This is a genomic window from Mycobacterium kubicae (assembly GCF_015689175.1).
GTDB lineage: Bacteria > Actinomycetota > Actinomycetes > Mycobacteriales > Mycobacteriaceae > Mycobacterium > Mycobacterium kubicae.
Genome location: NZ_CP065047.1, coordinates 2,936,600 through 2,958,376, shown reverse-complemented (window position 1 = coordinate 2,958,376; position 21,777 = coordinate 2,936,600). Strand labels below are relative to the sequence as shown.

Genomic DNA, 21,777 nt, shown 5'->3' with positions numbered 1-21,777 from the left:
ATCGGGTACTGCACGATGCTGACGTGACAACACAGCGGTTGACCAGTGACCAACGCAACTCGTTCGTCGCGGCCTTCCTGGGCTGGACGATGGATGCCTTCGACTACTTCCTCGTGGTGTTGGTCTACGCCGACATCGCCAAGACGTTTCACCACAGCAAGACCGAGGTCGCATTCGTCACCACCGCCACCTTGGCCATGCGTCCCGTGGGTGCCTTGTTGTTCGGCCTGTGGGCCGACCGGGTGGGTAGGCGGGTGCCGCTGATGGTCGATGTGGCGTTCTACTCGGTGGTCGGTTTCCTGTGTGCATTCGCACCCAACTTCACCGTGCTGGTGATTCTGCGGCTGCTCTACGGCATCGGCATGGGTGGCGAGTGGGGTCTGGGCGCCGCACTGGCAATGGAGAAAGTTCCCGCGCAGCGGCGCGGTTTCTTCTCCGGCCTGCTGCAGGAGGGTTACGCCTGTGGTTACCTGCTGGCGACGGTGGCGTCGCTGGTGGTGATGAACTGGCTGAATCTGTCCTGGCGCTGGTTGTTCGGGCTGTCCATCGTTCCGGCCTTGATCAGCCTGATCCTGCGATACCGGGTCGAGGAATCCGAGGTGTGGGAGGCCGCGCAGAACCGGATGAAAGTCACCAAGACCAGGATCCGGGATGTGTTGCGCGAAGCCGCGATCGTGCGCCGGTTTTTCTATCTGGTGCTGCTGATGACCGCCTTCAACTGGATGAGCCACGGGACCCAGGACGTTTATCCCACCTTCTTGACCGCGACCGCCGATCACGGCGCCGGTCTATCCAGCGCCACCGCGAAGTGGATCGTGGTGGTGTACAACGTCGGTGCCATTGTGGGCGGCTTGTTCTTCGGCACGCTCTCCCAGCGGTTCAGCCGGCGCTACACCGTCGTGTTCTGTGCGTTGCTGGGTTTGCCGATCGTGCCGCTCTTTGCCTATTCACACAGCGCGGCGATGTTGTGCCTGGGCTCATTTTTGATGCAGCTGTGCGTGCAGGGTGCATGGGGCGTGATTCCCGCGCACCTGACCGAACTGTCTCCGGACGCAATCCGCGGCCTGTATCCCGGCGTCACCTACCAGCTTGGAAATCTGCTGGCAGCTTTCAACTTACCTATCCAAGAACGTCTGGCCGAATCGCACGGCTACCCGTTCGCTCTGGCGGCGACCATCGTGCCCGTTCTGTTGATGGTCGCTTTTTTGACTTTGATCGGCAAAGATGCCACCGGGATCCGCTTCGGCACCGACGAAACTGCTTTTCTGCCAACCGAAGTGAGGTGAGTCAGACCGGGTCGGCCAGTGTGCGCCGCAGCAGGTGCATCGCCACGGTGGTGGCGCGCTCCCGGATGTCGGATCGGTTTCCGGGTAGCCGCAGCGTCCGGGTTAGTTTGCGGCCGTCGGCCAACAGCACCGTGAAACTTACTGTGCCGACTGGCTTTTCGGCTGTCCCTCCGCCCGGTCCAGCGATCCCGGTGATCGCCACCGCGGTGTCGGCGGTGAAGCGTTGCACTGCGCCGGCTGCCATGGCCTCGGCCACCGGTTCCGACACCGCGCCGTGGGCTTCGATCAGCGCCGGGTCGACACCGAGAAGTTCTGACTTGGCGTCGTTGGAGTAGGAAACGACACCGCCGACCACGTATTCGGATGATCCGGGGCGGTCGGTCAGTCGCGCGGCAAGCAGTCCGGCGGTGCACGACTCGGCGGTCGCGATCCGCCGGCCGGCCAGCAATCGCGCGACTATATCGTCCACGCGCGCACCGTCTTCGGAGTAAACCTGCTCAGCATGTCGCTCGCGCAGCAGCCGGGTCAGCGCAGCGTAGACCGCTGCGTCGTCGGGCTCGTATCGCGTGACCATCTCGATCTCTCCGCGGCGCAGACAGGTGGTGATCTCGAGGGAGTCGAAACCGCCGATCGTCGCCTCAGCAGCGCGCAATGTCTCGGCCAACCCCGACTCGGGGAGCCCGAACATCCGCACGGTCTCCTGGCGATAGGTCGTCCGGCCGGCGATGGCCTGCTGTGCCGTCGGGGTTTCAATTGCCTTGTACCACATCGGCTGAAGCTCACGGGGCGGTCCGGGTAACACGATCACCGCCGGCTTGCCGGGGACCACCACCCCGGGCGCGGTGCCCACCGGGTCGATCACCTCTGCTCCGGCCGGGATCATCGCCTGTTTGCGGTTGGCGGCGCGCACCGAATCGAAGTTTTCGGGGTCGAAGGCGGGATTGCGCGCCAGCAACGACCGCAGGATTTCGGCGATCCTGTTCTCCATCTCGGCGTCCAGTACCAACTCGCGGCCACAGAAGCGTGCTACCACCGCAACGGTCATGTCATCTGCCGTCGGCCCCAGCCCGCCGCTGGTAATGATCAAGTCCACGCCTTGGTCGGCCATGAAGCGCAGCTGTGCCTCGATGTCGGTCGGGCGGTCGCCGCAGATCGTGATGTGAGCCAGCTCAACGCCGAGCTCGAGAAGCCGATCAGCGATCCAAGGACCGTTCGCGTCCTGAACTCGACCGGTCAGGACCTCGGTTCCGGTGACCACGATTCCCGCGCGTGCGCTCACCGGCTTGAGCCTACGCAGGCGACCAATTAAGGGTGCGGCGGCGTGGCTAGATGCCGTTCGACCGAGTCGACCTTCTGGGTCATGGCGTCGGTGACTGAAGGGCGCCAATCCGCTTTGATGACCGTGCTCACCCGTGGCGCGCGAGCGGCCACGGCTTCCACGGCGCGCTGCACCACGCCCATGACTTCTGCCCAACTGTCGCCTTCGATGACGGTGAACATCGAATCCGTCTTGTTGGGCAGGCCGGACTCGCGGACTACCCGCACGGCGTCGGCGACTATTTCGCCCACGCCCTCCCCCACGCCTAGCGGCGTGACGGAGAACGCTACGAGCACGGACACCCGGTAAGCCTATCCAGTGCGCCTGGCAGCATCGAGCCCCATGCGGGTTCTGGTGCAACGGGTCTCATCGGCAGCGGTATCGGTCGACGGTCAAGTGGTCGGTGCGATCGTGCCCGAGCGTCAGGGCCTGCTGGCGTTTGTCGGCGTCACTCATACCGACGACGCCCAGAAAGCGCAGCGGCTGGCAGACAAGCTGTGGAAGTTGCGGATTCTCGCCGACGAAAAGTCGGCGTCCGATGTCAACGCCCCGATATTGGTGGTCAGCCAATTCACGCTGTACGCCGACACGGCCAAAGGCCGGCGGCCGTCCTGGAACGCCGCCGCACCAGGCGCGGTGGCAGAACCGCTGGTGTCCGTGTTCGCCGAGGCGTTGCGGGCATTGGGTGCCCACGTCGCAACCGGACTCTTCGGTGCGCACATGCGGGTCGAGTTGGTCAACGACGGACCGGTCACCGTTTTGCTGGAGCTCTGAGCGGCGGGGTCGGGGGTACGTTGGCAGTGATGACGACACCCGAGTTCGGCTCGCTGCGCTCCGACGACGATCAGTGGGACATTGTCAGTAGCGTGGGCTACACCGCGCTACTGGTGGCCGGCTGGCGCGCGCTGCATGCGGTGAGCCCACAGCCGTTGGTTCGCGACGAATACGCGAAGTATTTCATCGATGCCTCCGGTGACCCGTATCTCACCGGTCTGTTGGCAAACCCGGGCACCTCCGAGGACGAGACCACCTTTCCGCGGCTCTACGGGGTGCAGACGCGGTTCTTCGACGACTTCTTCACCGTCGCCGGCCATGCCGGTATCCGCCAGGCGGTCATTGTGGCGGCGGGTCTGGACTCGCGGGCCTATCGACTCGAATGGGCGGGCGGGACAACGGTTTACGAGGTCGACCTACCCAAGGTGCTGGAGTTCAAGGCCAGGGTGCTCGATCAGCACGGCGCCAAGCCGAACGCCGACCGGCGCGAGGTAGCGGCGGACTTGCGTGCCGACTGGACTGTCCCGTTGCACGCCGCCGGCTTTGATCCGCAAGTGCCCAGCGCTTGGTCGGTGGAGGGGATCTTGCCTTATCTGACCGACGACGCGCAAAGCGCGCTTTTCACCCGAATCAGTGAGCTGTGTGCCCCGGGGAGCCGGCTTGCAATCGGTGCCCTCGGGTCCCGGCTGGATCATGACCAGTTGACCGCTCTGGAGTCGAGCCATCCCGGCGTCGATATGTCAGGCAGTGTTGACTTCTCGGCGCTTACGTACGAGACCAAGACCGACCCCGCCGAATGGCTGGCCGCACACGGGTGGAACGTGCTGCCCGTTCGGTCCAACCCGCAACTACAGGCGGGCTATGGGATGACTCCGGCGGACGTGGACGTCAAGATCGACAGTTTCATGCGCTCGCAATACATCACGGCGACCCGGGCGTTGCGGCAGTGACATGCCGGCGGTAGTAGCGCCGCCCATGCAGTCGCTGGTAGTGCCACGCCGCGGCCGGCAGGGCGCCGCGCGGGTGGAGCCAGAAACCCCTCGGTAGCGCCGTGGTCGGGGCACTACGGCCGACGTCGATGTCGGTGACGACGACACCCTCGCCCTCGGTGGCTTCCCGGTGGGCCACGACGGTGCCGTCGGCGGCGACGATCATGGTGCCGCCCTCGAACCAGCCGCGGTAGTCCAACGGAACCCCCGGCATCCGGCAACGCAGCGGACCCACGTGGGCCGCGTGCAGCACCGGGGCCCCCACGTACGTGGCGAAGGATGCGGCGGCCCGCCACGCTGTTGCGGCATTACGCGCCTCCAAGCGGTGGAAGCCGGCTCGCGGCCACCAGGCGGGAACCGACCACCACCCGGAACCGGTCATCGCCAGGTCGATGCGGCCGCGCAGTCGGCGTACCGTACCCGTGCGCATCAATTCCCAGCAGACCGCCGCGCCAATGGTGAGTCCGCGCATTGGGATGACTCCGTCGTCGTGGCCGCCGACGTAGAAGGCGTTCTCCCACATCGTCGGTAAGTCTTTGTCGTGGCGGCCGGCGACCCCCTCGCCTGTGACCACGAGATACGCATTGCGAATATGCCCATCGGGGTCACGCACCAGCAGGGAGCCGCCGATCATGACGTCGTGGCGCCGGGCCAAACTCACCAGCAGATCGGTGGCCTTCCCATCGGGCGGTACCGCGGCGTCGACCAGTTCGGGCCAGAAGCCGATGCCGGTCGTGAAAAACTCGGGCAGCGCAATGGTGTTGGCGCCCGCGGAAACTGCTTGTTCGACGAGCCGCTCGGTGGCGGCAAGGTTGGCGTCGACGTCGGCGGGCACGGCTTCCAGCTGGATTGCGGCGCAGCGCATGAACACCATGTTGTCACGTCTATGGGGTCAACAGTATCTTCACGTGCTCGCCGGTGCGTGACTCCGCGGTCGCGTACCCTCTGGCCGCCTCCGCCAAAGGCAGTGTGGTGGTGAAGATTCCGTCGACCTCCAAGCGGCCCGAGGTCAGCAATGGGATGAGTTCGGGCCAGGTGCGCTGCACCGGAGCAGTGGTCATTCGCAGCGTGATGCTGCGAATCAGACACGATAGCGCCGGAAGGGGGAAAGGCTGCAGGTCGTGCACGCCGACCACGGAAACGGTGCCACCGGGTCGCACTGCATTGAGCGCATCCGTCAGGGATGCGTCCGTGGCCACCGCGTCAATCACCGCGTCGACGCCGCGCCCGCCGGTGGCGGCCAGAATGGCCTCGGCCGCCGGCGCCGCGATCGGCGTGGCGCCCCAATGAGCGGCGCGTTGCCGGCGTCCGTCCACCCGATCGACCGCGAAAACCTGTGCGGCGCCCTGCAGGTAGGCGCTGCGCAGCGCGCACAGGCCCACGGCGCCCAGCCCGATCACTGCCACAGTGCCGCCGTAGGGTATGTCGGCCCGCTGGGCGGCCGCCCAGCCGGTGGCAAGGTTGTCGGTGAGGAGCAGCGCCTGCTCAGTGGTGATGCCTTCGGGGATCTTCAGCAACTGGAAGTCGGCGGCCGGCACCGCGAGCAAGTCGGCTTGCGCGCCACCGAGTGCGCCCGACCCGAAGATCTTCAGCCCGGAGTAGCACAGGACCGGGTCGCGCGTCGCGCATCCCGGGCAGGCGCCGCAGCCGGCCACCGAGGACACCAGCACCGAGTCGCCGACCTTGATGCGGCGCAGTTCCGACCCGGCCGCGACGACGGTGCCGATGGCTTCGTGGCCGAGGGCTACCGCGTCGGCGAAGGGATAGTCGCCTTCGTAGAAGTGCAAATCGGAGCCGCAGATGGCCGCGGCGGTGACGGCGACGATGGCTCCGTCAGGTCCGGGCAGTGCAGGGTCGGGGCGGTGTTCGACCCGGATACTGCGCGGCCCGTCGATGACTACGGTGCGCATGGGGCAGTGCTCACTTCCTGTGTCGCAGGACGTAGTGGTTCCAGTCCGGTTGCCGCACCGCAGACCAATATTCGTCGAGGCGCCACGGGCTGACGGTGTGGATCTCTCCGTCGGCGTTCTTGAAGTAGGAATGTTTGACGGCCGGGTGTGACCAGACCATCTTCTTGATCTCGGCTTGTGTGCGCTGATGCCATTGCGCGGTCGCCTCCGGCGTCGGTTCCATCGAGACCAAATCGTCTTCTGCCAGTCGCTGCAGGCACTGGTCGACGTAACGCATCTGCAGCTCGGACTGGAAAATCAGGCTGCCCCCGTGCGCGAGATGGGTGCCGGGCCCGTAGAGAAGGAAGAGGTTGGGGAAACCGGGAACGGTGATACCTAGGTAGGCGTGCGGCCTGCTCCCCCATGCGGCGTGCAGGTCAATTCCGTTGCGACCACGGATTTTCAGTGGCCACAACACTTCGGTATGGCGGAAGCCGGTCGCGTAGACGATCACGTGGACGTCGTGGTGCACCCCGTCGACGGTGATCACGCCGTGCGGGGTGATCCTTTCGATCGGGGTCCGTACCAGTTCGACGTTGTCGCGTTGCAGGGTCTGCAGCCAGCTGCCGTTGTCCTGCAAGGTGCGTTTGCCGGTGGCCGGATAGTCCGGCATCACCTTGTCCAGCAGGTCGTCGCCGTCGCCGATCTGGCTGGTGATCCACTGGGTGAACATCATTCGGGCGGCGGCATTGATGTCACTGACGGCATAGTCCTGATCGGCGTAAGCGGGATCCCCTCGCGCGGCATCGAGGCCTTTGTCGGCGCCTGGCCACAACACGAGGAACCGGTACCACCGCGCATAGAAGGGAAGGTGCCGCATCGCCCACCGCATGCCGGGACCGACCTCGTCGTGGTACATCGGATTCGGGAACATCCACTGAGCGGTGCGCTGAAAGACGGTGAGCTGCTGCACTTTTCCGGCGATCGCGGGTGCGATCTGGAATCCGCTGGCGCCGGCGCCGATGAGAGCAACGCGCTTGCCGCTCAAGTCAACGGAATGATCCCACCGGGCGGAGTGAAACGATGGGCCCCCGAACGTGGTGGCGCCCTCGAAGTCTGGGATGTGTGGGCGATTCAGCTGTCCGACGGCGGTGATGACGGCCCGGGCCGCCACCGTGTGGGTGTGGCCGTCGTTGTCGCGCAGTAAAACGGACCATACGCCGTCATCGTCGCTCCACTGCGCCCCCACGACCTCGGTATTCCACCGCACCCGCTCGCGCAGCCCATGCTTGTCCATCACCTGGTTGAAGTAGTCGCGCAGCTCCCACTGCTCTGCGAAGAAATGAGTCCAGTCATTGTTGGGTTCGAAGCTGTAGCAATAGAAGTGATTGGCGACGTCGACGCGGGCACCTGGATAGGTGTTCTCCCACCAGGTGCCGCCGGGGCCGTCGTTTTTTTCCACGATGGTGAAGGGAATGTTGGCCTGTTGCAGTCGGATTCCGGCCAGGATTCCCGATTCGCCGCAACCGATGACGACGACCGGCAACTGAGCGGCGGACTGCGCCGGCAAGGCCCTCGGGCGTCGAGGATCGACTCCGGCGAGGTCCATCTCTTCTGATACCAGCGGCAGATAAGCGTCAGGCACCTGCTCGCAGGCCGCCCAGTCGATCATCTCCTTGATCAATTCGGGACTCAATGGTTCCGGTTCGGGACAGCCGCGGTCTCGATAGTCGGTGAGGATCGGTAGCGCGATGGCTCGCGCCCGGGCTTTGTCTTCCTCGGACATGAAGCCCTGAATCTCATTGAGGAAGACTCCCATCTGCTTGAAGTCGCGGATGAAGCGCGGGTCCGCGGTGATGTGCACGAGCGACAACAGCAGGGTGGGGATGCTGACATCGTCAAGCGCGGCAGCGATCTCGGATGTGGACGTGGTGAAGGGCTGGCCGGCGTAAACGCTGCGCATGCAATCCCCTTCGACGTACCAATTACGCTACTCGTGGTGTCGTAATTGCCCTGGTTACGCTACCCCGGCCGCTGGGACGGATCAAGAGTGGTTGCGCGGCTGGTTCGGAAGCGTCCGTCGTACGGCGCAACGGTGTGACGCGCGACCGTCAACTAAGTCGTTCAGCGGCTATTGCGACTTGTGCGAGACGTCCGCCACCAGGCCGCCGTCCATCACGAACTCTGCTGCTGTCGCATAGGAGGATTCGTCGCTCGCCAGGAACAGCACGAAGTTGGATACCTCCTGTGGCTCCCCCGGCCGTCCCAGCGGAATGTTGAGCAAGTCTTGCGGCAGCTTCTCGGTCATCGGAGTCCGAATGAAACCTGGATGGATGGAATTGACGCGAATGTTGTTGGGCGCCAACTCCAGAGCCGCCGACTTCGTCAGGCCGCGCACCGCCCACTTCGAGGTGACGTACCCATGCACCCACGCGGCGCCGCGCAAACCTTCGATCGACGAGATGTTGATGATCGAGCCGCCGCCCGCGGCGATCATGGGATCGACGACGGCCTGCAGACCCAAGAGCGTGCCGGTGACATTGACATCGAGAATCTGCTGCCACTTCCCCAAGTCGAAGGTCTTGAGCGGACCGTAGTTCACGATCCCGGCGTTGTTCACCAGAACATTGAGCTTCCCGAACTCCTGCACCGCCAGGGCGGCAGCGGCGGTCCACTGCTGGGGTTGGGTGACATCGAGATGCACGAATCGTGCCGCTGCGCCCAGTTCTTCGGCCAACGCCCGGCCCTCGTCGTCGAGGATGTCCCCGATCACAACCTTGGCGCCTTCGGCGACGAGCAGTCGCGCATGCGAGGCTCCCATGCCCCGGGCGGCGCCGCTGATCAGTGCAACTTTGGTGTCCACGCGTCCCATGACGGGTCACGCTACCTCAGCGTTTACGCGGGTAGAACCTGTTCTACTTCCCGGCCGAAGGTCGCGGCGGTGATGGCCCTTAGTCGTGAGGCTTGGGACCTCACTGGCCACATCGGGAGTGGGCGTACTAAACTAGAACACGTTTCAATTCGGCGAGCGCCCCAGGAGCAGGCATGCACACCGCCCTATGCGACCAACTCGGCATCGAGTTCCCGATCTTCGCTTTCACCCACTGCCGCGACGTCGTCGTGGCCGTCAGCAAGGCGGGTGGGTTCGGCGTTCTCGGCGCCGTCGGCTTCACCCCCGAGCAGCTGGAAATCGAACTCAAGTGGATCGACGAGAACATCGGCGACCACCCCTACGGAGTGGACATCGTCATCCCGAACAAGTACGAGGGCATGGACTCGCACCTGTCGGCCGAAGACCTGGCCAACACATTGCGCTCGATGGTCCCGCAGGAGCATCTGGACTTCGCCAAGAAGATCCTCGCCGACCACGGAGTCCCGATCGACGACAGTGACGAGGACAGCTTGCAGCTGCTGGGCTGGACCGAGGCGACCGCCACCCCGCAGGTGGAAGTGGCGCTGCAGCACCCGAAGGTCACGATGATCGCCAACGCGTTGGGGACACCGCCGGCGGAGATGATCAAGCACATTCACGACTCGGGCCGCAAGGTCGCCGCCCTGTGCGGCTCCCCCTCGCAGGCCCGCAAGCACGCTGATGCCGGGGTGGACATCATCATTGCGCAGGGCGGTGAGGCTGGTGGCCACTGCGGGGAGGTCGGCTCGATCGTGTTGTGGCCGCAGGTCGTCAAGGAAGTCGCCCCGGTGCCGGTGTTGGCGGCGGGCGGCATCGGCAGCGGCCAGCAGATCGCCGCGGCGTTGGCGCTGGGCGCTCAGGGAGCGTGGACCGGCTCGCAGTGGCTGATGGTGGAAGAAGCTTCCAACACCCCGGTCCAGCAGGAGGCATACGCCAAGGCGAGCAGCCGTGACACCGTGCGCAGCCGGTCGTTCACCGGTAAGCCGGCCCGCATGTTGCGCAACGACTGGACCGAAGCCTGGGAGCAGCCCGACAACCCCAAGCCGCTCGGTATGCCGCTGCAATACATGGTTTCCGGCATGGCGGTGCGCGCCACGAACAGATATCCGAACGAAACGGTCGACGTGGCGTTCAACCCCGTCGGTCAGGTGGTCGGCCAGTTCAAGAAGGTGGAGAAGACGGCGACTGTGATCGAGCGATGGGTGCAGGAGTACCTCGAGGCGACGACACGGCTCGACGAACTCAACGCCGCCGCCTCGGTCTGACGGCGCCGACTACTCGAGGTCGTCGTCACCGCCGGTGAAGACCTCCTTCACCCGGTCGACCGCGTGGGTGCCGATCTCGATGCCACTTTGCACCATGCCGCTCGCGCCGCCCGCGATGTCGCCACGGATGATGTCGCTGGCGTTCTCGACGATGTCAGACGCCTTCTCGACGGCGTTGGTGGCGATGTCCCGGACGGCGTCGACCGCGTCTTTCGGATTGAAGCCCATCGAGATCTCCTAACGTGGCGTTGGATGGCAAACGGTTGCTATGACTGTAGACGGGGACGCCGCGGCGATCGACTCGCGCAGTCAGTAATCGACCAGTGTGCGCCAGTACGATTCGGGAATCTCGTTGCCCGAACGCAGGATTCGCGCCAATCCGATGGCCATCACGATTCCCAGCAGGCCGAGCCACAAGCCGGTCAGGCCGATGATCCACCAGAGCACGGCGGTCACCGTCGGCCAGGGCGACAACAGGGCGAGCGCGGGCGCGAAGAAGAACCCGGTTCCGATGTACCACGCCGAACCGGCCCGGTCGGACGCCAGCACGAAGCGCAACCACCGGGGTACCGGCAATTCAGCGGATGCAGTGGAGCGCGTCATCACGGGGTCAGCCGCTCATGGCTCAGGTGGGAAGAAACCTGCCCCGGTGAACCACCCCTCTTGCCAGCCCTGAGCTCCCAGACACAGCATCGGCAGGCCGGCCGGCGACTGGGCCGCGACTTGCGGGCCAGGACACGGCGCACCGATCTGCTGCACTCCGCGCAGCGGATAGGAGATGACCCAGTACCCGGTGGTTGCTGCCGGGAATTGATTGGGCGGCGGGAAGTGGCAGGCTTCGGCCTGACCGCTGGGGCCGCGTCCGAAGATGAAGCGTTCGTAGTTGTCGCACGGTGCGCCAAGTGAAGCGTCGTAGTTCATCCCGGGCACATCGCCCTCGTAGTGCCCGTTGTCGGCTGCGGCCAGCGGTGCCAATCCGATCGCGGCGCCCGCAACGGCAGCAGCGCTGAGCATCTCGCGAATCATGTTGCACCCCTCCATCGACCCCGATTTTTCCAAAGCATATCCATTGTGGCCGGCACCACAAGGCCTGTTTGCTCAAGCGGGCAGGGCTCGGGTCAACGGTCGGCTGGCACGTAGGTGCAGATCAGGACGCCGGTGCCGGTGGTGGTCACCGAAACCAGTCGGAGCGGCCGTGACCGACCGTCGCACGGGAACACTCGCTTACCGCCGCCCAGCAGGACCGGCTCGATCATGAGCCGGTATTCGTCGACCAGGTCGCGCTCGACCAACTGCATGGCGACCGAGGCACTGCCCATGACTTGGATGGCACCGCCGTCGCTCGCGCGCAGCTTGCGGACCGCCTCGATGGCATCGTTGGCCGGCAGCAGCGTCGTTCCCGACCAGTTCAGATCCCCTTGGGTAAGCGTGCGTGAGGCGACATATTTAGGAATCTCGTTCATCCGGGCGGCGAATGCATCGCCCGCGCGGCTCGGCCAGGCCGCCGCCATCGCCTGCCACGTGCGCCGCCCGAACAACAGCGCTTCGGTATCGGCCATGACTTCGGCAATGGCGGCTCCCATTGTCTCGACGTCGAAATATGGCATGGACCAGGCACCGTGCGCGAACCCGCCGTCGGTGTCCTCGTCCGGTCCACCCGGCGCCTGCACAACGCCGTCCAGGCTCATGAAGTCGCTCAAAACAATCCGCATGGTCAGCCCTTTCGATCAACGTGTAGTGCTTCAAGGCAGACTCCTCACCGGCTCGGAATTCATCGGCACTGAACAGGTTCTAAGTCGAGCGATCTAGCTCGGATGCTTCCCAATTGGGTGCGGCAGTGGTTTATTGACACGAGGCGTCTTCATTGCCAAGTCGTCCAGGTCGTATCGAGGAGTGGGCCATGCCAACGATGCCGAAACCCAATCTGCCTCCCGGGTTCGATTTCACCGATCCTGATATTTACGCCGAGCGGTTGCCGGTGGAAGAACTCGCGGAGATGCGCCGGACGGCGCCGATCTGGTGGAACGAGCAACCCATCGGCGCGGGCGGTTTCGACGACGGCGGCTTCTGGGTGGTGACCAAGCACAAGGACGTCAAGGAGATTTCGCGGCGCAGCGATGTATTTTCCAGCCTGGAGAAGACAGCGCTGCCCCGGTACAAGGACGGCACGATCGGTGAACAGGTGGAGCGGGGCAAGTTCGTCTTGCTGAACATGGACGCTCCCCAGCACACCCGGCTGCGCAAGATCATCTCCCGCGGTTTCACCCCCCGAGCCGTCGAGCGTCTCCGCGATGATCTGCGGGAACGGGCACGGCACATCGTCGAGGAAGCGGCGGCAAAAGGGTCCGGCGACTTTGTCGAGCAGGTGTCGTGCGAGCTCCCGCTGCAAGCGATCGCCGGACTGCTCGGGGTACCGCAAGAAGACCGTATGAAGTTGTTCCACTGGTCCAATCAAATGGTGGGCGATCAGGACCCCGAATTCGCGACGAACGACGCCATCACCGCATCGGTTGAATTGATCATGTATGCCATGCAAATGGCCGCCGACCGAGCGCAAAATCCCGGTGAAGACATCGTCACCAAGTTGATCGAGGCCGACATCGACGGGCACAAGTTGTCTGACGACGAGTTCGGATTCTTCGTCATCCTGCTGGCGGTGGCCGGTAATGAGACCACGCGCAATTCGATCACCCAGGGCATGATGGCCTTCACCGATTTCCCCGATCAATGGGAACTGTACAAGCGGGAGCGGCCCGAAACCACGGCCGATGAGATCGTGCGGTGGGCGACCCCCGTCACGTCGTTCCAGCGCACCGCCCTCGAGGACTACGAGCTGTCCGGGGTGCGGATCAAAAAGGGCCAGCGGGTGGTAATGGTCTATCGCTCAGCGAATTTCGACGAGGAAGTGTTCGACGACCCGTTTACCTTCAACATTCTGCGCAACCCCAACCCGCACGTGGGATTCGGCGGCACCGGCGCCCACTACTGCATCGGCGCCAACCTCGCGCGGATGACGATCGACCTGATGTTCAACGCTATCGCCGACGTCATGCCCGATCTGGAAGCGGTCGGTCCACCCGAGCGTCTGCGCTCTGGCTGGCTCAACGGAATCAAGCACTGGAAGGTCGACTACCACAGCAACGGGGCCGCCAAATGCCCTGTGGCGCACTGACACCGAGGACTCAAGGGAATAGATGGCCACCCATCAAGCTGTTCAGATACAGTCCGCGGGCGCGCCCATGGAACTGGTCGAGGTGCAAACGACACCACCGGGCCCAGGTGAGGTACGCATAACCGTCACCGCCTGCGGTATCTGCGGCACCGACCGGGCCTTCGTCAACGGCGGCTTCCCCGATATGACGTGGCCGCTGACACTCGGTCACGAAATCGCCGGAACCATAGCCGAACTCGGCGAGGGCGTCGACAACTTCGCGGTCGGAGATCGCGTCGCGGTGGGCTGGTTCGGGGGGAACTGCAATCGCTGCGATCCATGCCGAAAAGGCACGTTCATCTACTGCGCCAACATGAAGGTCCCCAGTTGGCAGTACCCCGGCGGGTACGCGCAGTCGGTGACGGTGCCGTCCAACGCGTTGGCCCGGATCCCCTCGGAGTTATCCGACGCCGAAGCCGCGCCCATGGGCTGCGCCGGTGTGACGACCTACAACGCGCTGCGCCACACCAGGGCGCTGCCCGGGGACCGGGTCGCCATTCTCGGTGTCGGCGGCTTGGGCCACTTGGGGATCCAGTTCTCGCGGGCAATGGGATTCGAAACCATCGCGATCAACCGCGGCACCGCCAAAGCCGAGGATGCTCGCCAACTGGGCGCACATCACTACATCGACTCGACGGACGGCGACGTCGCAGAAGCGCTGCGCGCGCTGGGCGGTGCGACGGTCGTTCTGGGCACCGCCGGCAACTCCAAGGCGATGGCGGAAACGGTCGGTGGGCTGTTGCCGCAAGGTGAATTGGTCGCCATCGGTGTCACGCCCGAGCCGCTGCCGATCAGTCCCGTACAGCTCATCACGCCCGGCCTGAGTGTGACCGGCCATCCATCAGGCACCGCCAAAGACGTAGAAGAAACCATGCATTTCGCGGTCTTATCCGGGGTGCGGACCTGGATCGAGGAGCGGCCACTGGCCGAGGCCGCCGACGGGTACGCGTCGATGGAGCAAGGACGCACCCGCTACCGCACCGTCTTGACGATGTGAGGCGTGGCGGTGATCAACCGCCGCATACAGTCGCTTCGTGACTGACACCTGGACACTGGACCAATCCGACGGTGAGTTGCTGCTTTATACCGGCGTCGTCGGGCGGGCCGCGCGAATGGGGCATCGGCTCAGCATCGCGATGACGCGCTGGCGCGCCGAAGTGACTTGGGCCGGCACTGAACCGGTTGCCGCGGAACTAGTGGTCGATGTCGATTCCCTGGAAGTGCTGCGCGGCGAGGGCGGCGTGAAAGGCTTATCCGGCCCGGAAAAGGCGGTGGTGCGGTCCAACGCGTTGAAGTCTTTGACTGCCAGCCGGTTCCCGGTGATCCGATTCACTACCGAGGCCATCGCCGCCAGCGCGCAGGGATACCGGCTGACCGGCACGCTGCGCATCCGGAACAAGTCCCGCCGACACGAAGTCGACTTGCATACTTCGGACCTGGGTGGCACCTGGCGCATGTCGGCCGAATCCGTCGTGCGGCAGTCCGACTACGGGATGAAGCCGTATTCCCTATTGATGGGCTCCCTGCGTGTGGCCGACGACGTCACCGTTTCCTTCAGCGCCGTGCGAGCGGGAAAGGCGTGCAGCGTCTGAAACTCCCGCGCCATTACGGACCGTAATTGACCGACACCGGCGTACCAGCGGTGAATTAACCGGTAAGCAAGTAATTCTTGGCCAACAATTCTCGACCACGTCATTTCGGCGACAACGGCGGCGTGGCGGACCGAGCCGGAATTACTGCGGCGGTCGCGTCGGAGCTGCGCCGAAACTGCCCGGAATGTGCTCGAGCACTCGGGTCAGCAGCAGGGGCCCGCCATTCGGGTCCGGTTGCGGCGCAACGCTATTTGGCTTTGATTGGGCGACCTGTCCACCGGAGGTAAGGCGGACCGGTTCCTGCTCCTCGGGCGGTTGCGGTGCCGCAACCGGCACCGTCGACTTCACCTGTGCAGGCGTGGGCAGGGCGGGGGCCTGGCTCTCCGCGACGGGGGCCGTCGACTTGTGCACCGCATGCTGTGCTGCGCCCGAGTGCTTGTCCGGGGTCAGTTCCAAACCCACCGCCAGCGAGAGCGAGGCCACAAACGTGACCGCGGCGGCCGCCAAAGCCGCTGCGGCACCGGTGTACTGCATCGACCGTGCGCGCACGGCCGCGGGCTCACCAGACTCGGTCACCAGGCCCGCGTCGGTGAATTCGGTGCTTCGAGCCGCGGCCAGAGCGGCGCCCCGTGCGACGGTGACCTGCGCCATGGTCTGGGCGAACACCGGCACCGGCAGAACGTTTTCCAGGTGCCAGGAGAATTCGTTGATATCGGCGTGAGATCCGACGACGACAACCCCGGCCGGCCGCCACGCGCTGCGGTCGAACATCCCGGTTAGCCAGGACGTCAGACCGTCGTATCCGCCGCGAACATGCTTGACAGCCGTCTGGCTTTCGCCGTCGTTGGTGTCGACCATGACCACCGTGGCCCAATCGTGCTCGAGAATGCACACCGCGGTGCGGTCGTAACCGATGATGGGTGCGATCGCCTGAGCCAACGTCTCGACGGCGTCAAGCTGCCGAACCGGCACCACATTGTCGAAACCGGCATCGGTCAACGCTTCGACAAGCAATGCTGCCTGCGCGGACGCGTCGTCGTTCCAGGTGACTCCGATGACCCGCAACCGTTGGTCGTGCGTTGCCGCCTCCTCGGCGACGCCCATTACTTCCTCGGCCACCTGCACCGCGGTATTCACCGCGCTCGCGCCGCGACCGCCGGGCAGTGCCAATTCGTGATGATCGAGAATGGTGCCGTCCGCGCCGTGCCCTTCAGCAAGAACCCACCCGACAGCGGTCGGCGTCAGCGAGAGCCCGAGTACCGTATCCAAAACTTGCGCACCTCTATCGGCCCCGAACCTGCGTCCGCGCCCAGCAGAATTCGCACCTAGGGGCCTGGGTGCGGTGGTGCGTGAGCGTGGAACGGACCGGGACAGGATCATCTCCATCGGATTGTTCGCAGCGAGCCTACGCGGTCCGCGCGCGCCCGGCTCCGCCGGTGGGTAAACCCGCAGGTAACACCCAGAAATTGCCGCCGCCGGGAGGCGGGGGCGGCAATTGTGCGGTACTCGTTGCCGGAAACGCGTTGTCAACTGTGCGGTTGCAAGTGCATAACGCGTGCATAACGCACGGGCGTGTGTGTCGTTTATGGCCGGATTGGCGGGGTTATATCGAATCCGGTAATTCCACCGGGGCCGTATAGCACAGTTGCTATATCCCCGGCGGGGACCGATACAGAACTGAAATAAGTTCGCGGCCAGATCGACATTTCACCTACTCACACGGTAAGTTCTGCCGGGAGCATGACCATATAAGGACAGGGGCACAGGGATGACAGACGTGAGCGGGAAGATACGGGCCTGGGGCCGCCGGCTCCTAGTCGGCGCGGCCGCGGCCGCGACGCTCCCGGGTCTAATCGGACTCGCCGGCCAGGGCGCAACAGCGGGAGCCTTCTCCCGGCCCGGTTTACCGGTTGAATACCTACAGGTTCCCTCCGCAGCGATGGGCCGCAGCATCAAGGTGCAATTCCAGAGCGGCGGCGACAACTCACCGGCCGTGTACCTGCTCGACGGCCTTCGTGCCCAAGACGACTACAACGGCTGGGACATCAACACCCCCGCCTTCGAGTGGTACTACCAGTCGGGTCTGTCGGTCGTCATGCCGGTGGGTGGACAGTCCAGCTTCTACAGCGACTGGTACAACCCGGCCTGCGGCAAGGCGGGCTGCAGCACCTACAAGTGGGAAACCTTCCTAACCAGTGAGCTGCCGCAGTACCTACAGTCCCAGCGCAGCGTCAAGCCCACCGGTAGTGCCGCCGTCGGCATCTCGATGGCCGGTTCGTCGGCTATGATTCTGGCCGCCTACCACCCCAACCAGTTCATCTACGCCGGCTCGCTGTCGGCGCTGCTCGACCCGTCCAACGGAATGGGTCCGAGCCTGATCGGTCTGGCGATGGGTGACGCCGGTGGCTACAAGGCGTCGGACATGTGGGGCCCGTCGAGCGACCCGGCTTGGCAGCGTAACGACCCCACCGTTCAGATCGGCAGGCTCGTCTCCAACAACACCCGGCTGTGGGTGTACTGCGGTAACGGCAAGCCGTCGGAGCTGGGCGGCGCCAACATGCCCGCGGAGTTCCTGGAGAACTTCGTGCGCAGCAGCAACATCAAGTTCCAGGACGCTTACAACGGCGCTGGTGGTCACAACGCGGTGTTCAACTTTGACGCCGACGGCACGCACAGCTGGGAGTACTGGGGTGCTCAGCTCAGTGCCATGAAGGGTGACCTGCAAGGCGCGTTGGGCGCTCGCTAACCCACCTCAACACTGCCACTACTGCGCTTGACGGCCCGGCCGTCAAGCGCAGTAGTGCATTTCGGCGACGTAGCGTCTCAATGCATTTGGCTGAACTCACCGGTGATGTCGGTCCACACTGCCGCGTCCCTGCGATGGTCGTTCATGTTCTGGCACGGGCCGTACATTCGTAGGACGCCGGTCGCGTCATCGGTGCTTTCTCGGTAGATCATCGCGGTGATGCCGTCTTTGGAAACGGTCTTGCCGAAAACGTGCTGAGCCGGCGGTCTCCCTTCGACCCAGCCGTGGCCGGTCAACTTCGACGCGACGGAGCCAAAAAATGCGTCGGCGTGCGCGTCCGCGGGCAGCGCGAAGTTCAGGTAGATCGCACCTTGGTAGGGCGGCGCGTCTTGGTTCTTGCAGGACATCAACGAATAGCCGGCAGTGGTGGCGTGCAGACCCGCAACGCCGACGACCTGCTTGGCAGCGGTGACGACCTGGCCCAAGCTGGCCGCGTCGCTGGCGGGGTCACCGGGGTAAGCCAAGGCCTCGCCGCTGCCGGAGTTGAGCCGTGCTACCACGATGACCGCGGCACTCAGCATCAAACACAGGAACAATGTTGCGGCGATCAGCGCTCGGGCCGCTGGCGTGCGCAGCGTTGGGCGGCTCTCAGAGGGGTTCTGGCGCAGCATCTTCGGCGCGGATTGTGCCCTCAAGCGGATCTGGCCGCCGTGTTGGTCGTCGATTTCCGCAGAATAGCCGACCGAGACCCGGGCCGGAACGGATCGCTGCGCTGCGCTGTAATCGCTGATGTGGGAAGACAAGCAGTCCTGGCCGTGACGACCCGGCTGGCGTGGAAGGCTGCGGTGATCGCCGTTTTCGTCGCCGCTGCGGCCCCGGCGGTCGCGGACACCGCCAACCCGTTGGCCGAACTCGTCGACGCTGCCGCGCAACGGTTGGCCACCGCCGAACCGGTGGCCGCCTTCAAGTGGAGTGCGCAGCGCGCCATCGAGGATCCCGGTCGCGAACAGCAAGAGTTGGACTCCCTCGCCGACCGGGCCCGCGACCAAGGCCTGGACCCCGATTACGTCGCCAGGGTGTTTCGCGACCAGATCAACGCGATCGACGCAATCGAGTACACCCGGTTCGCCGACTGGAAGCTCAATCCCGGTGCGGTACCCGCCGCACCGCAGGATCTCTCGATGTCCCGGTCGGCGATCGACTCACTGAACTCTGAGATTTTGTCTCAGATATCCCTTAACAGGAGTTTGCTGGCAGCGCCGGAATGCGCGCCACGGCTGGCCGCGGCGGTGCGGAACACGATACGGGTCCGTCTACTCGACAGCCTCTACCAACGGGCTCTCACCAGCGCGACTGGCTCGTTGTGTGGGGTCGCCGCCCCCGTCTGATTCGTGCAATAGGACACGATTTGCTTAACTTCGCACCAATCTCGGTGCGGTAGATTTCTGATCTCACATTTTTCTCTAACGGGTAACGCTTTGAACACGGCCGGCGAAATGCCGGACATGACAAACATCACAAAGCCCCTCATCAAGTCCGCCTTCGCCGCTGGTTTCGTCGCGGCCTCGATGTCGCTTTCTGCGGGCGTCTCGCACGCTGATGCCATGAACTGGGAAGCCGTCGCGCAGTGTGAATCCGACGGCAATTGGGCGGCCGACACCGGTAACGGCAAGTACGGCGGACTGCAGTTCAAGAAAGCCACATGGGAGGAGTACGGCGGCGTCGGAAACCCCGCGAAGGCCTCTAAGCAGCAACAAATCGCCGTCGCGAACCGGGTGCTGGCCGGACAAGGGCCGGGCGCGTGGCCAAAGTGCGGCAGCGCCGGAGGCGCGGCGCCCAGCCCCGCGTCGCTGCCGAAGCCCGCCCGCTCGCTGCAACACGCCGTAGCGGGGATCATCGACGCATTCACACCGTAAGAAGGGATATCGTTACCACTCTCCGTTTCGTTACAGTGCGCACGTTGGGAATGTGAAATGCAGGGTTCGGTAACCGTCCATATGTCAGCGCCGGCCCAGGAAATCTGGGAATTAATCGCCGATATTCGCAATACCGGAAGATTCTCACCAGAAACGTTCGAGGCCGAGTGGTTGGGCGACGCGACAGGCCCCGCGTTGGGTGCCCGATTCCGAGGGCATGTTCGCCGCAACGAGGTCGGCCCTGTCTACTGGTCGCTGTGCGAAGTGACCGCCTGCGACCCTCCTCGTGAATTCGGGTTTGCTGTGTTCCTCGGCGAGCGACCGGTCAACAACTGGCACTACCGGCTGGTGCCCGCCGGCGACGGCACGGACGTGACCGAGTCGTTTCGGCTCAACAACGCACCGTGGGTCCCCATCTACTGGTTGTTAGGAGGTTTCCTACGTAAACGTCGCAACTTGAGAGACATGACCAAGACGCTGCACCGCATCAAGGATGTGGTCGAAGCCAGCTGAGGGGCGGCTCGATCGGTCAATGATGGCGAGATGAGGTCGATATTCATCACCGGCGCCGGCAGCGGCATGGGCCGGGAAGGCGCAAAGTTGTTCCACGCCAGAGGCTGGCGGGTCGGCGCAGTGGACCGCGACGAGGAAGGGCTCGCGTCCCTGAGCACGCAACTGGGCTCTGGCTTATGGACTCGTACCGTCGACGTCACCGACAAGGCCGCGTTGGAGGGTGCGTTGTCCGACTTCTGCGCGGGCAACCCCGACGGTGGGCTGCACATGATGTGGAACAACGCCGGCATCGGTGAGAGCGGTTGGTTCGAAGACGTGCCATACGACGCCGCCATGCGTGTCGTCGAGGTGAACTTCAAGGCGGTGCTGACCGGTGCTTACGCCGCCTTGCCATACCTGAAGAAGGCGCCGGGCAGCCTGATGTTCTCCACCTCGTCGTCTTCGGCCACGTACGGCATGCCGCGCCTGGCGGTCTACTCGGCTACCAAGCACGCGGTCAAGGGGTTGACCGAGGCGCTGAGCGTGGAATGGCAACGGCACGGTGTGCGAGTGGCCGACGTGCTGCCCGGCCTGATCGACACCGCGATCCTGACGTCGACGCGCAACCATTCCGAGCAAGTCGCCCCCAAGTCCGCCGAGGAGTTGCGCGCCGCCGCGCCGAAGATGGGCATGTTCCGGTTGATGCCGGCGTCCAGCGTCGCCGAAGCGGCGTGGCAGGCCTACCATCACCCGCGGCGGCTGCATTGGTAGGTGCCCAAGAGCATCCGGTGGATCGACCGGCTCAAGGGTCTGAGTCCGGAATTCGTTCGCGGCCGATTCCTGAAACTCTTGCCCACATTGGCGCCCGAACGGCAGTAATGTTTCCGGCACAACGCTCACGCTCGACATGGAGGTCGCTGGTGGGAAAGCGGTTGGTGGTGGTGACCGGAGTAGCGCTGGCCGTTGTCGCCGGGGTCTGTAGTTGCGGACAGGTTCAGACGGTGCCGCGCAAGGCCGCGCGCTTCACCCTCGACGGCAACACCCATACGACCCGGCCGCCCGCCTGCAGCCAGGTTCAGTCCTACCGAACCATCGACATCCGTGACCGCGACGGCCAAGTGCAGGCGGTGGTGATGCTCAGCGGCGATCGCGCGATCCCTCAATGGGTGAAGATCCGCAACGTCAACGGCTTCACCGGCAGCTACTACGAAGGCGGAGTCGGTGACGCCCACGTGGACCTCACCAAAAACAGCTACACCATCACCGGCAGCGCCTACGGCATCAACAGCAGCAACCCCAACAAGGTTGTCACCGAGGACTTCAAGCTCACCGCCGAGTGCTGACGGCCCCACGGTGGGCCTACCCTGGGCCAGACCGGGTGACCGCCG

The 21,777-nt window shown here is 64.5% G+C and carries 24 protein-coding genes and 1 pseudogene; 13 read left to right on the top strand and 12 right to left on the bottom strand.

Annotated features, from left to right (window positions below):
* The first annotated feature begins 23 nt into the window (after positions 1 to 23).
* The gene (locus I2456_RS13790) at positions 24 to 1,286 is read left to right on the top strand and encodes a sialate:H+ symport family MFS transporter (RefSeq protein ID WP_139823161.1); all 1,263 of its coding nucleotides are present in this window, start codon (positions 24 to 26) and stop codon (positions 1,284 to 1,286) included.
* 1 nt (position 1,287) lies between these two features.
* Here the strand turns inward: I2456_RS13790 and I2456_RS13785 are convergent, their stop codons facing one another.
* Complete coding sequence (locus I2456_RS13785) at positions 1,288 to 2,565, bottom strand: competence/damage-inducible protein A (RefSeq protein ID WP_085074254.1); 1,278 nt, start codon at positions 2,563 to 2,565, stop codon at positions 1,288 to 1,290.
* A gap of 26 nt (positions 2,566 to 2,591) precedes the next feature.
* Positions 2,592 to 2,906, bottom strand: coding sequence for an MTH1187 family thiamine-binding protein (locus I2456_RS13780; protein ID WP_068156744.1), 315 nt, complete (start codon positions 2,904 to 2,906; stop codon positions 2,592 to 2,594).
* 40 nt (positions 2,907 to 2,946) lie between these two features.
* On the opposite strand from I2456_RS13780, the gene dtd reads away from it, so the two are divergent.
* Entirely contained in the window at positions 2,947 to 3,378 is a 432-nt protein-coding gene (gene dtd, locus I2456_RS13775; RefSeq protein ID WP_085074255.1) for a D-aminoacyl-tRNA deacylase, read from the top strand.
* A 29-nt stretch (positions 3,379 to 3,407) separates the two neighbouring features.
* Positions 3,408 to 4,328 (top strand): class I SAM-dependent methyltransferase, encoded by a 921-nt coding sequence (locus I2456_RS13770; protein WP_085074256.1) that lies wholly within the window; start codon positions 3,408 to 3,410, stop codon positions 4,326 to 4,328.
* Here I2456_RS13770 and I2456_RS13765 read toward each other — a convergent pair.
* The 4 genes from I2456_RS13765 to I2456_RS13750 form a co-directional block, all read right to left on the bottom strand.
* Positions 4,300 to 5,241, bottom strand: coding sequence for a carbon-nitrogen hydrolase family protein (locus tag I2456_RS13765; RefSeq protein ID WP_085074257.1), 942 nt, complete (start codon positions 5,239 to 5,241; stop codon positions 4,300 to 4,302). The genes I2456_RS13770 and I2456_RS13765 overlap by 29 nt on opposite strands.
* Before the next feature lie 10 nt (positions 5,242 to 5,251).
* Entirely contained in the window at positions 5,252 to 6,277 is a 1,026-nt protein-coding gene (locus I2456_RS13760; RefSeq protein ID WP_085074258.1) for a zinc-binding dehydrogenase, read from the bottom strand.
* A gap of 10 nt (positions 6,278 to 6,287) precedes the next feature.
* Positions 6,288 to 8,219, bottom strand: coding sequence for a flavin-containing monooxygenase (locus I2456_RS13755; RefSeq protein ID WP_085074259.1), 1,932 nt, complete (start codon positions 8,217 to 8,219; stop codon positions 6,288 to 6,290).
* A 168-nt stretch (positions 8,220 to 8,387) separates the two neighbouring features.
* A complete protein-coding gene (locus I2456_RS13750) occupies positions 8,388 to 9,128 on the bottom strand; it encodes a glucose 1-dehydrogenase (protein ID WP_085074260.1) in 741 nt (246 codons plus the stop codon).
* 173 nt (positions 9,129 to 9,301) lie between these two features.
* On the opposite strand from I2456_RS13750, the gene I2456_RS13745 reads away from it, so the two are divergent.
* A complete protein-coding gene (locus I2456_RS13745) occupies positions 9,302 to 10,432 on the top strand; it encodes a nitronate monooxygenase (protein WP_068023802.1) in 1,131 nt (376 codons plus the stop codon).
* 9 nt (positions 10,433 to 10,441) lie between these two features.
* On the opposite strand, the gene I2456_RS13740 is transcribed toward I2456_RS13745, so the two are convergent.
* From I2456_RS13740 to I2456_RS13725, 4 genes are all read right to left on the bottom strand, one after another.
* On the bottom strand, positions 10,442 to 10,660 hold the full coding sequence (locus I2456_RS13740; protein ID WP_068023796.1) for an Rv1893 family protein: 219 nt from the start codon (positions 10,658 to 10,660) through the stop codon (positions 10,442 to 10,444).
* Positions 10,661 to 10,741: 81 nt separating this feature from the next.
* Positions 10,742 to 11,035, bottom strand: a complete 294-nt coding sequence (locus tag I2456_RS13735) for a hypothetical protein (protein ID WP_068023794.1) — start codon at positions 11,033 to 11,035, stop codon at positions 10,742 to 10,744.
* 15 nt (positions 11,036 to 11,050) lie between these two features.
* On the bottom strand, positions 11,051 to 11,458 hold the full coding sequence (locus I2456_RS13730) for a hypothetical protein (RefSeq protein WP_068023791.1): 408 nt from the start codon (positions 11,456 to 11,458) through the stop codon (positions 11,051 to 11,053).
* 92 nt (positions 11,459 to 11,550) lie between these two features.
* Positions 11,551 to 12,144 (bottom strand): dihydrofolate reductase family protein, encoded by a 594-nt coding sequence (locus I2456_RS13725; RefSeq protein WP_085074261.1) that lies wholly within the window; start codon positions 12,142 to 12,144, stop codon positions 11,551 to 11,553.
* Between the two features lie 188 nt (positions 12,145 to 12,332).
* On the opposite strand from I2456_RS13725, the gene I2456_RS13720 reads away from it, so the two are divergent.
* Genes I2456_RS13720 through I2456_RS13710 form a run of 3 tightly spaced genes read left to right on the top strand, consistent with a single transcriptional unit; the run spans position 12,333 to position 15,235 of the window.
* Positions 12,333 to 13,604, top strand: a complete 1,272-nt coding sequence (locus I2456_RS13720) for a cytochrome P450 (protein ID WP_163703837.1) — start codon at positions 12,333 to 12,335, stop codon at positions 13,602 to 13,604.
* Between the two features lie 22 nt (positions 13,605 to 13,626).
* Positions 13,627 to 14,640 (top strand): alcohol dehydrogenase catalytic domain-containing protein, encoded by a 1,014-nt coding sequence (locus I2456_RS13715; protein WP_068023781.1) that lies wholly within the window; start codon positions 13,627 to 13,629, stop codon positions 14,638 to 14,640.
* A gap of 37 nt (positions 14,641 to 14,677) precedes the next feature.
* Positions 14,678 to 15,235, top strand: a complete 558-nt coding sequence (locus I2456_RS13710; protein ID WP_085074262.1) for a YceI family protein — start codon at positions 14,678 to 14,680, stop codon at positions 15,233 to 15,235.
* Positions 15,236 to 15,376: 141 nt separating this feature from the next.
* Here I2456_RS13710 and I2456_RS13705 read toward each other — a convergent pair whose 3' ends face one another.
* A complete protein-coding gene (locus I2456_RS13705; protein WP_085074263.1) occupies positions 15,377 to 16,504 on the bottom strand; it encodes a DUF7159 family protein in 1,128 nt (375 codons plus the stop codon).
* A gap of 499 nt (positions 16,505 to 17,003) precedes the next feature.
* Here I2456_RS13705 and ag85B point away from each other — a divergent pair, with 499 nt between their 5' ends.
* Complete coding sequence (gene ag85B, locus I2456_RS13700; protein ID WP_068023768.1) at positions 17,004 to 17,981, top strand: diacylglycerol acyltransferase/mycolyltransferase Ag85B; 978 nt, start codon at positions 17,004 to 17,006, stop codon at positions 17,979 to 17,981.
* A 77-nt stretch (positions 17,982 to 18,058) separates the two neighbouring features.
* On the opposite strand, the gene I2456_RS13695 is transcribed toward ag85B, so the two are convergent.
* Positions 18,059 to 18,784, bottom strand: a complete 726-nt coding sequence (locus tag I2456_RS13695) for a hypothetical protein (RefSeq protein WP_241007936.1) — start codon at positions 18,782 to 18,784, stop codon at positions 18,059 to 18,061.
* A 12-nt stretch (positions 18,785 to 18,796) separates the two neighbouring features.
* On the opposite strand from I2456_RS13695, the gene I2456_RS13690 reads away from it, so the two are divergent.
* The 5 genes and pseudogenes from I2456_RS13690 to I2456_RS13670 all read left to right on the top strand — a co-directional run bounded on the left by I2456_RS13690 (position 18,797) and on the right by I2456_RS13670 (position 21,732).
* Positions 18,797 to 19,369 (top strand): chorismate mutase, encoded by a 573-nt coding sequence (locus I2456_RS13690; RefSeq protein WP_068023763.1) that lies wholly within the window; start codon positions 18,797 to 18,799, stop codon positions 19,367 to 19,369.
* Between the two features lie 117 nt (positions 19,370 to 19,486).
* On the top strand, positions 19,487 to 19,897 hold the full coding sequence (locus I2456_RS13685) for a transglycosylase family protein (RefSeq protein ID WP_068023887.1): 411 nt from the start codon (positions 19,487 to 19,489) through the stop codon (positions 19,895 to 19,897).
* A 57-nt stretch (positions 19,898 to 19,954) separates the two neighbouring features.
* Entirely contained in the window at positions 19,955 to 20,410 is a 456-nt protein-coding gene (locus tag I2456_RS13680; RefSeq protein WP_068023753.1) for an SRPBCC family protein, read from the top strand.
* A gap of 30 nt (positions 20,411 to 20,440) precedes the next feature.
* Positions 20,441 to 21,268: pseudogene (locus I2456_RS13675) on the top strand (SDR family oxidoreductase).
* A gap of 41 nt (positions 21,269 to 21,309) precedes the next feature.
* Complete coding sequence (locus I2456_RS13670) at positions 21,310 to 21,732, top strand: lipoprotein LpqH (protein ID WP_241007935.1); 423 nt, start codon at positions 21,310 to 21,312, stop codon at positions 21,730 to 21,732.
* Positions 21,733 to 21,777: the final 45 nt, after the last annotated feature.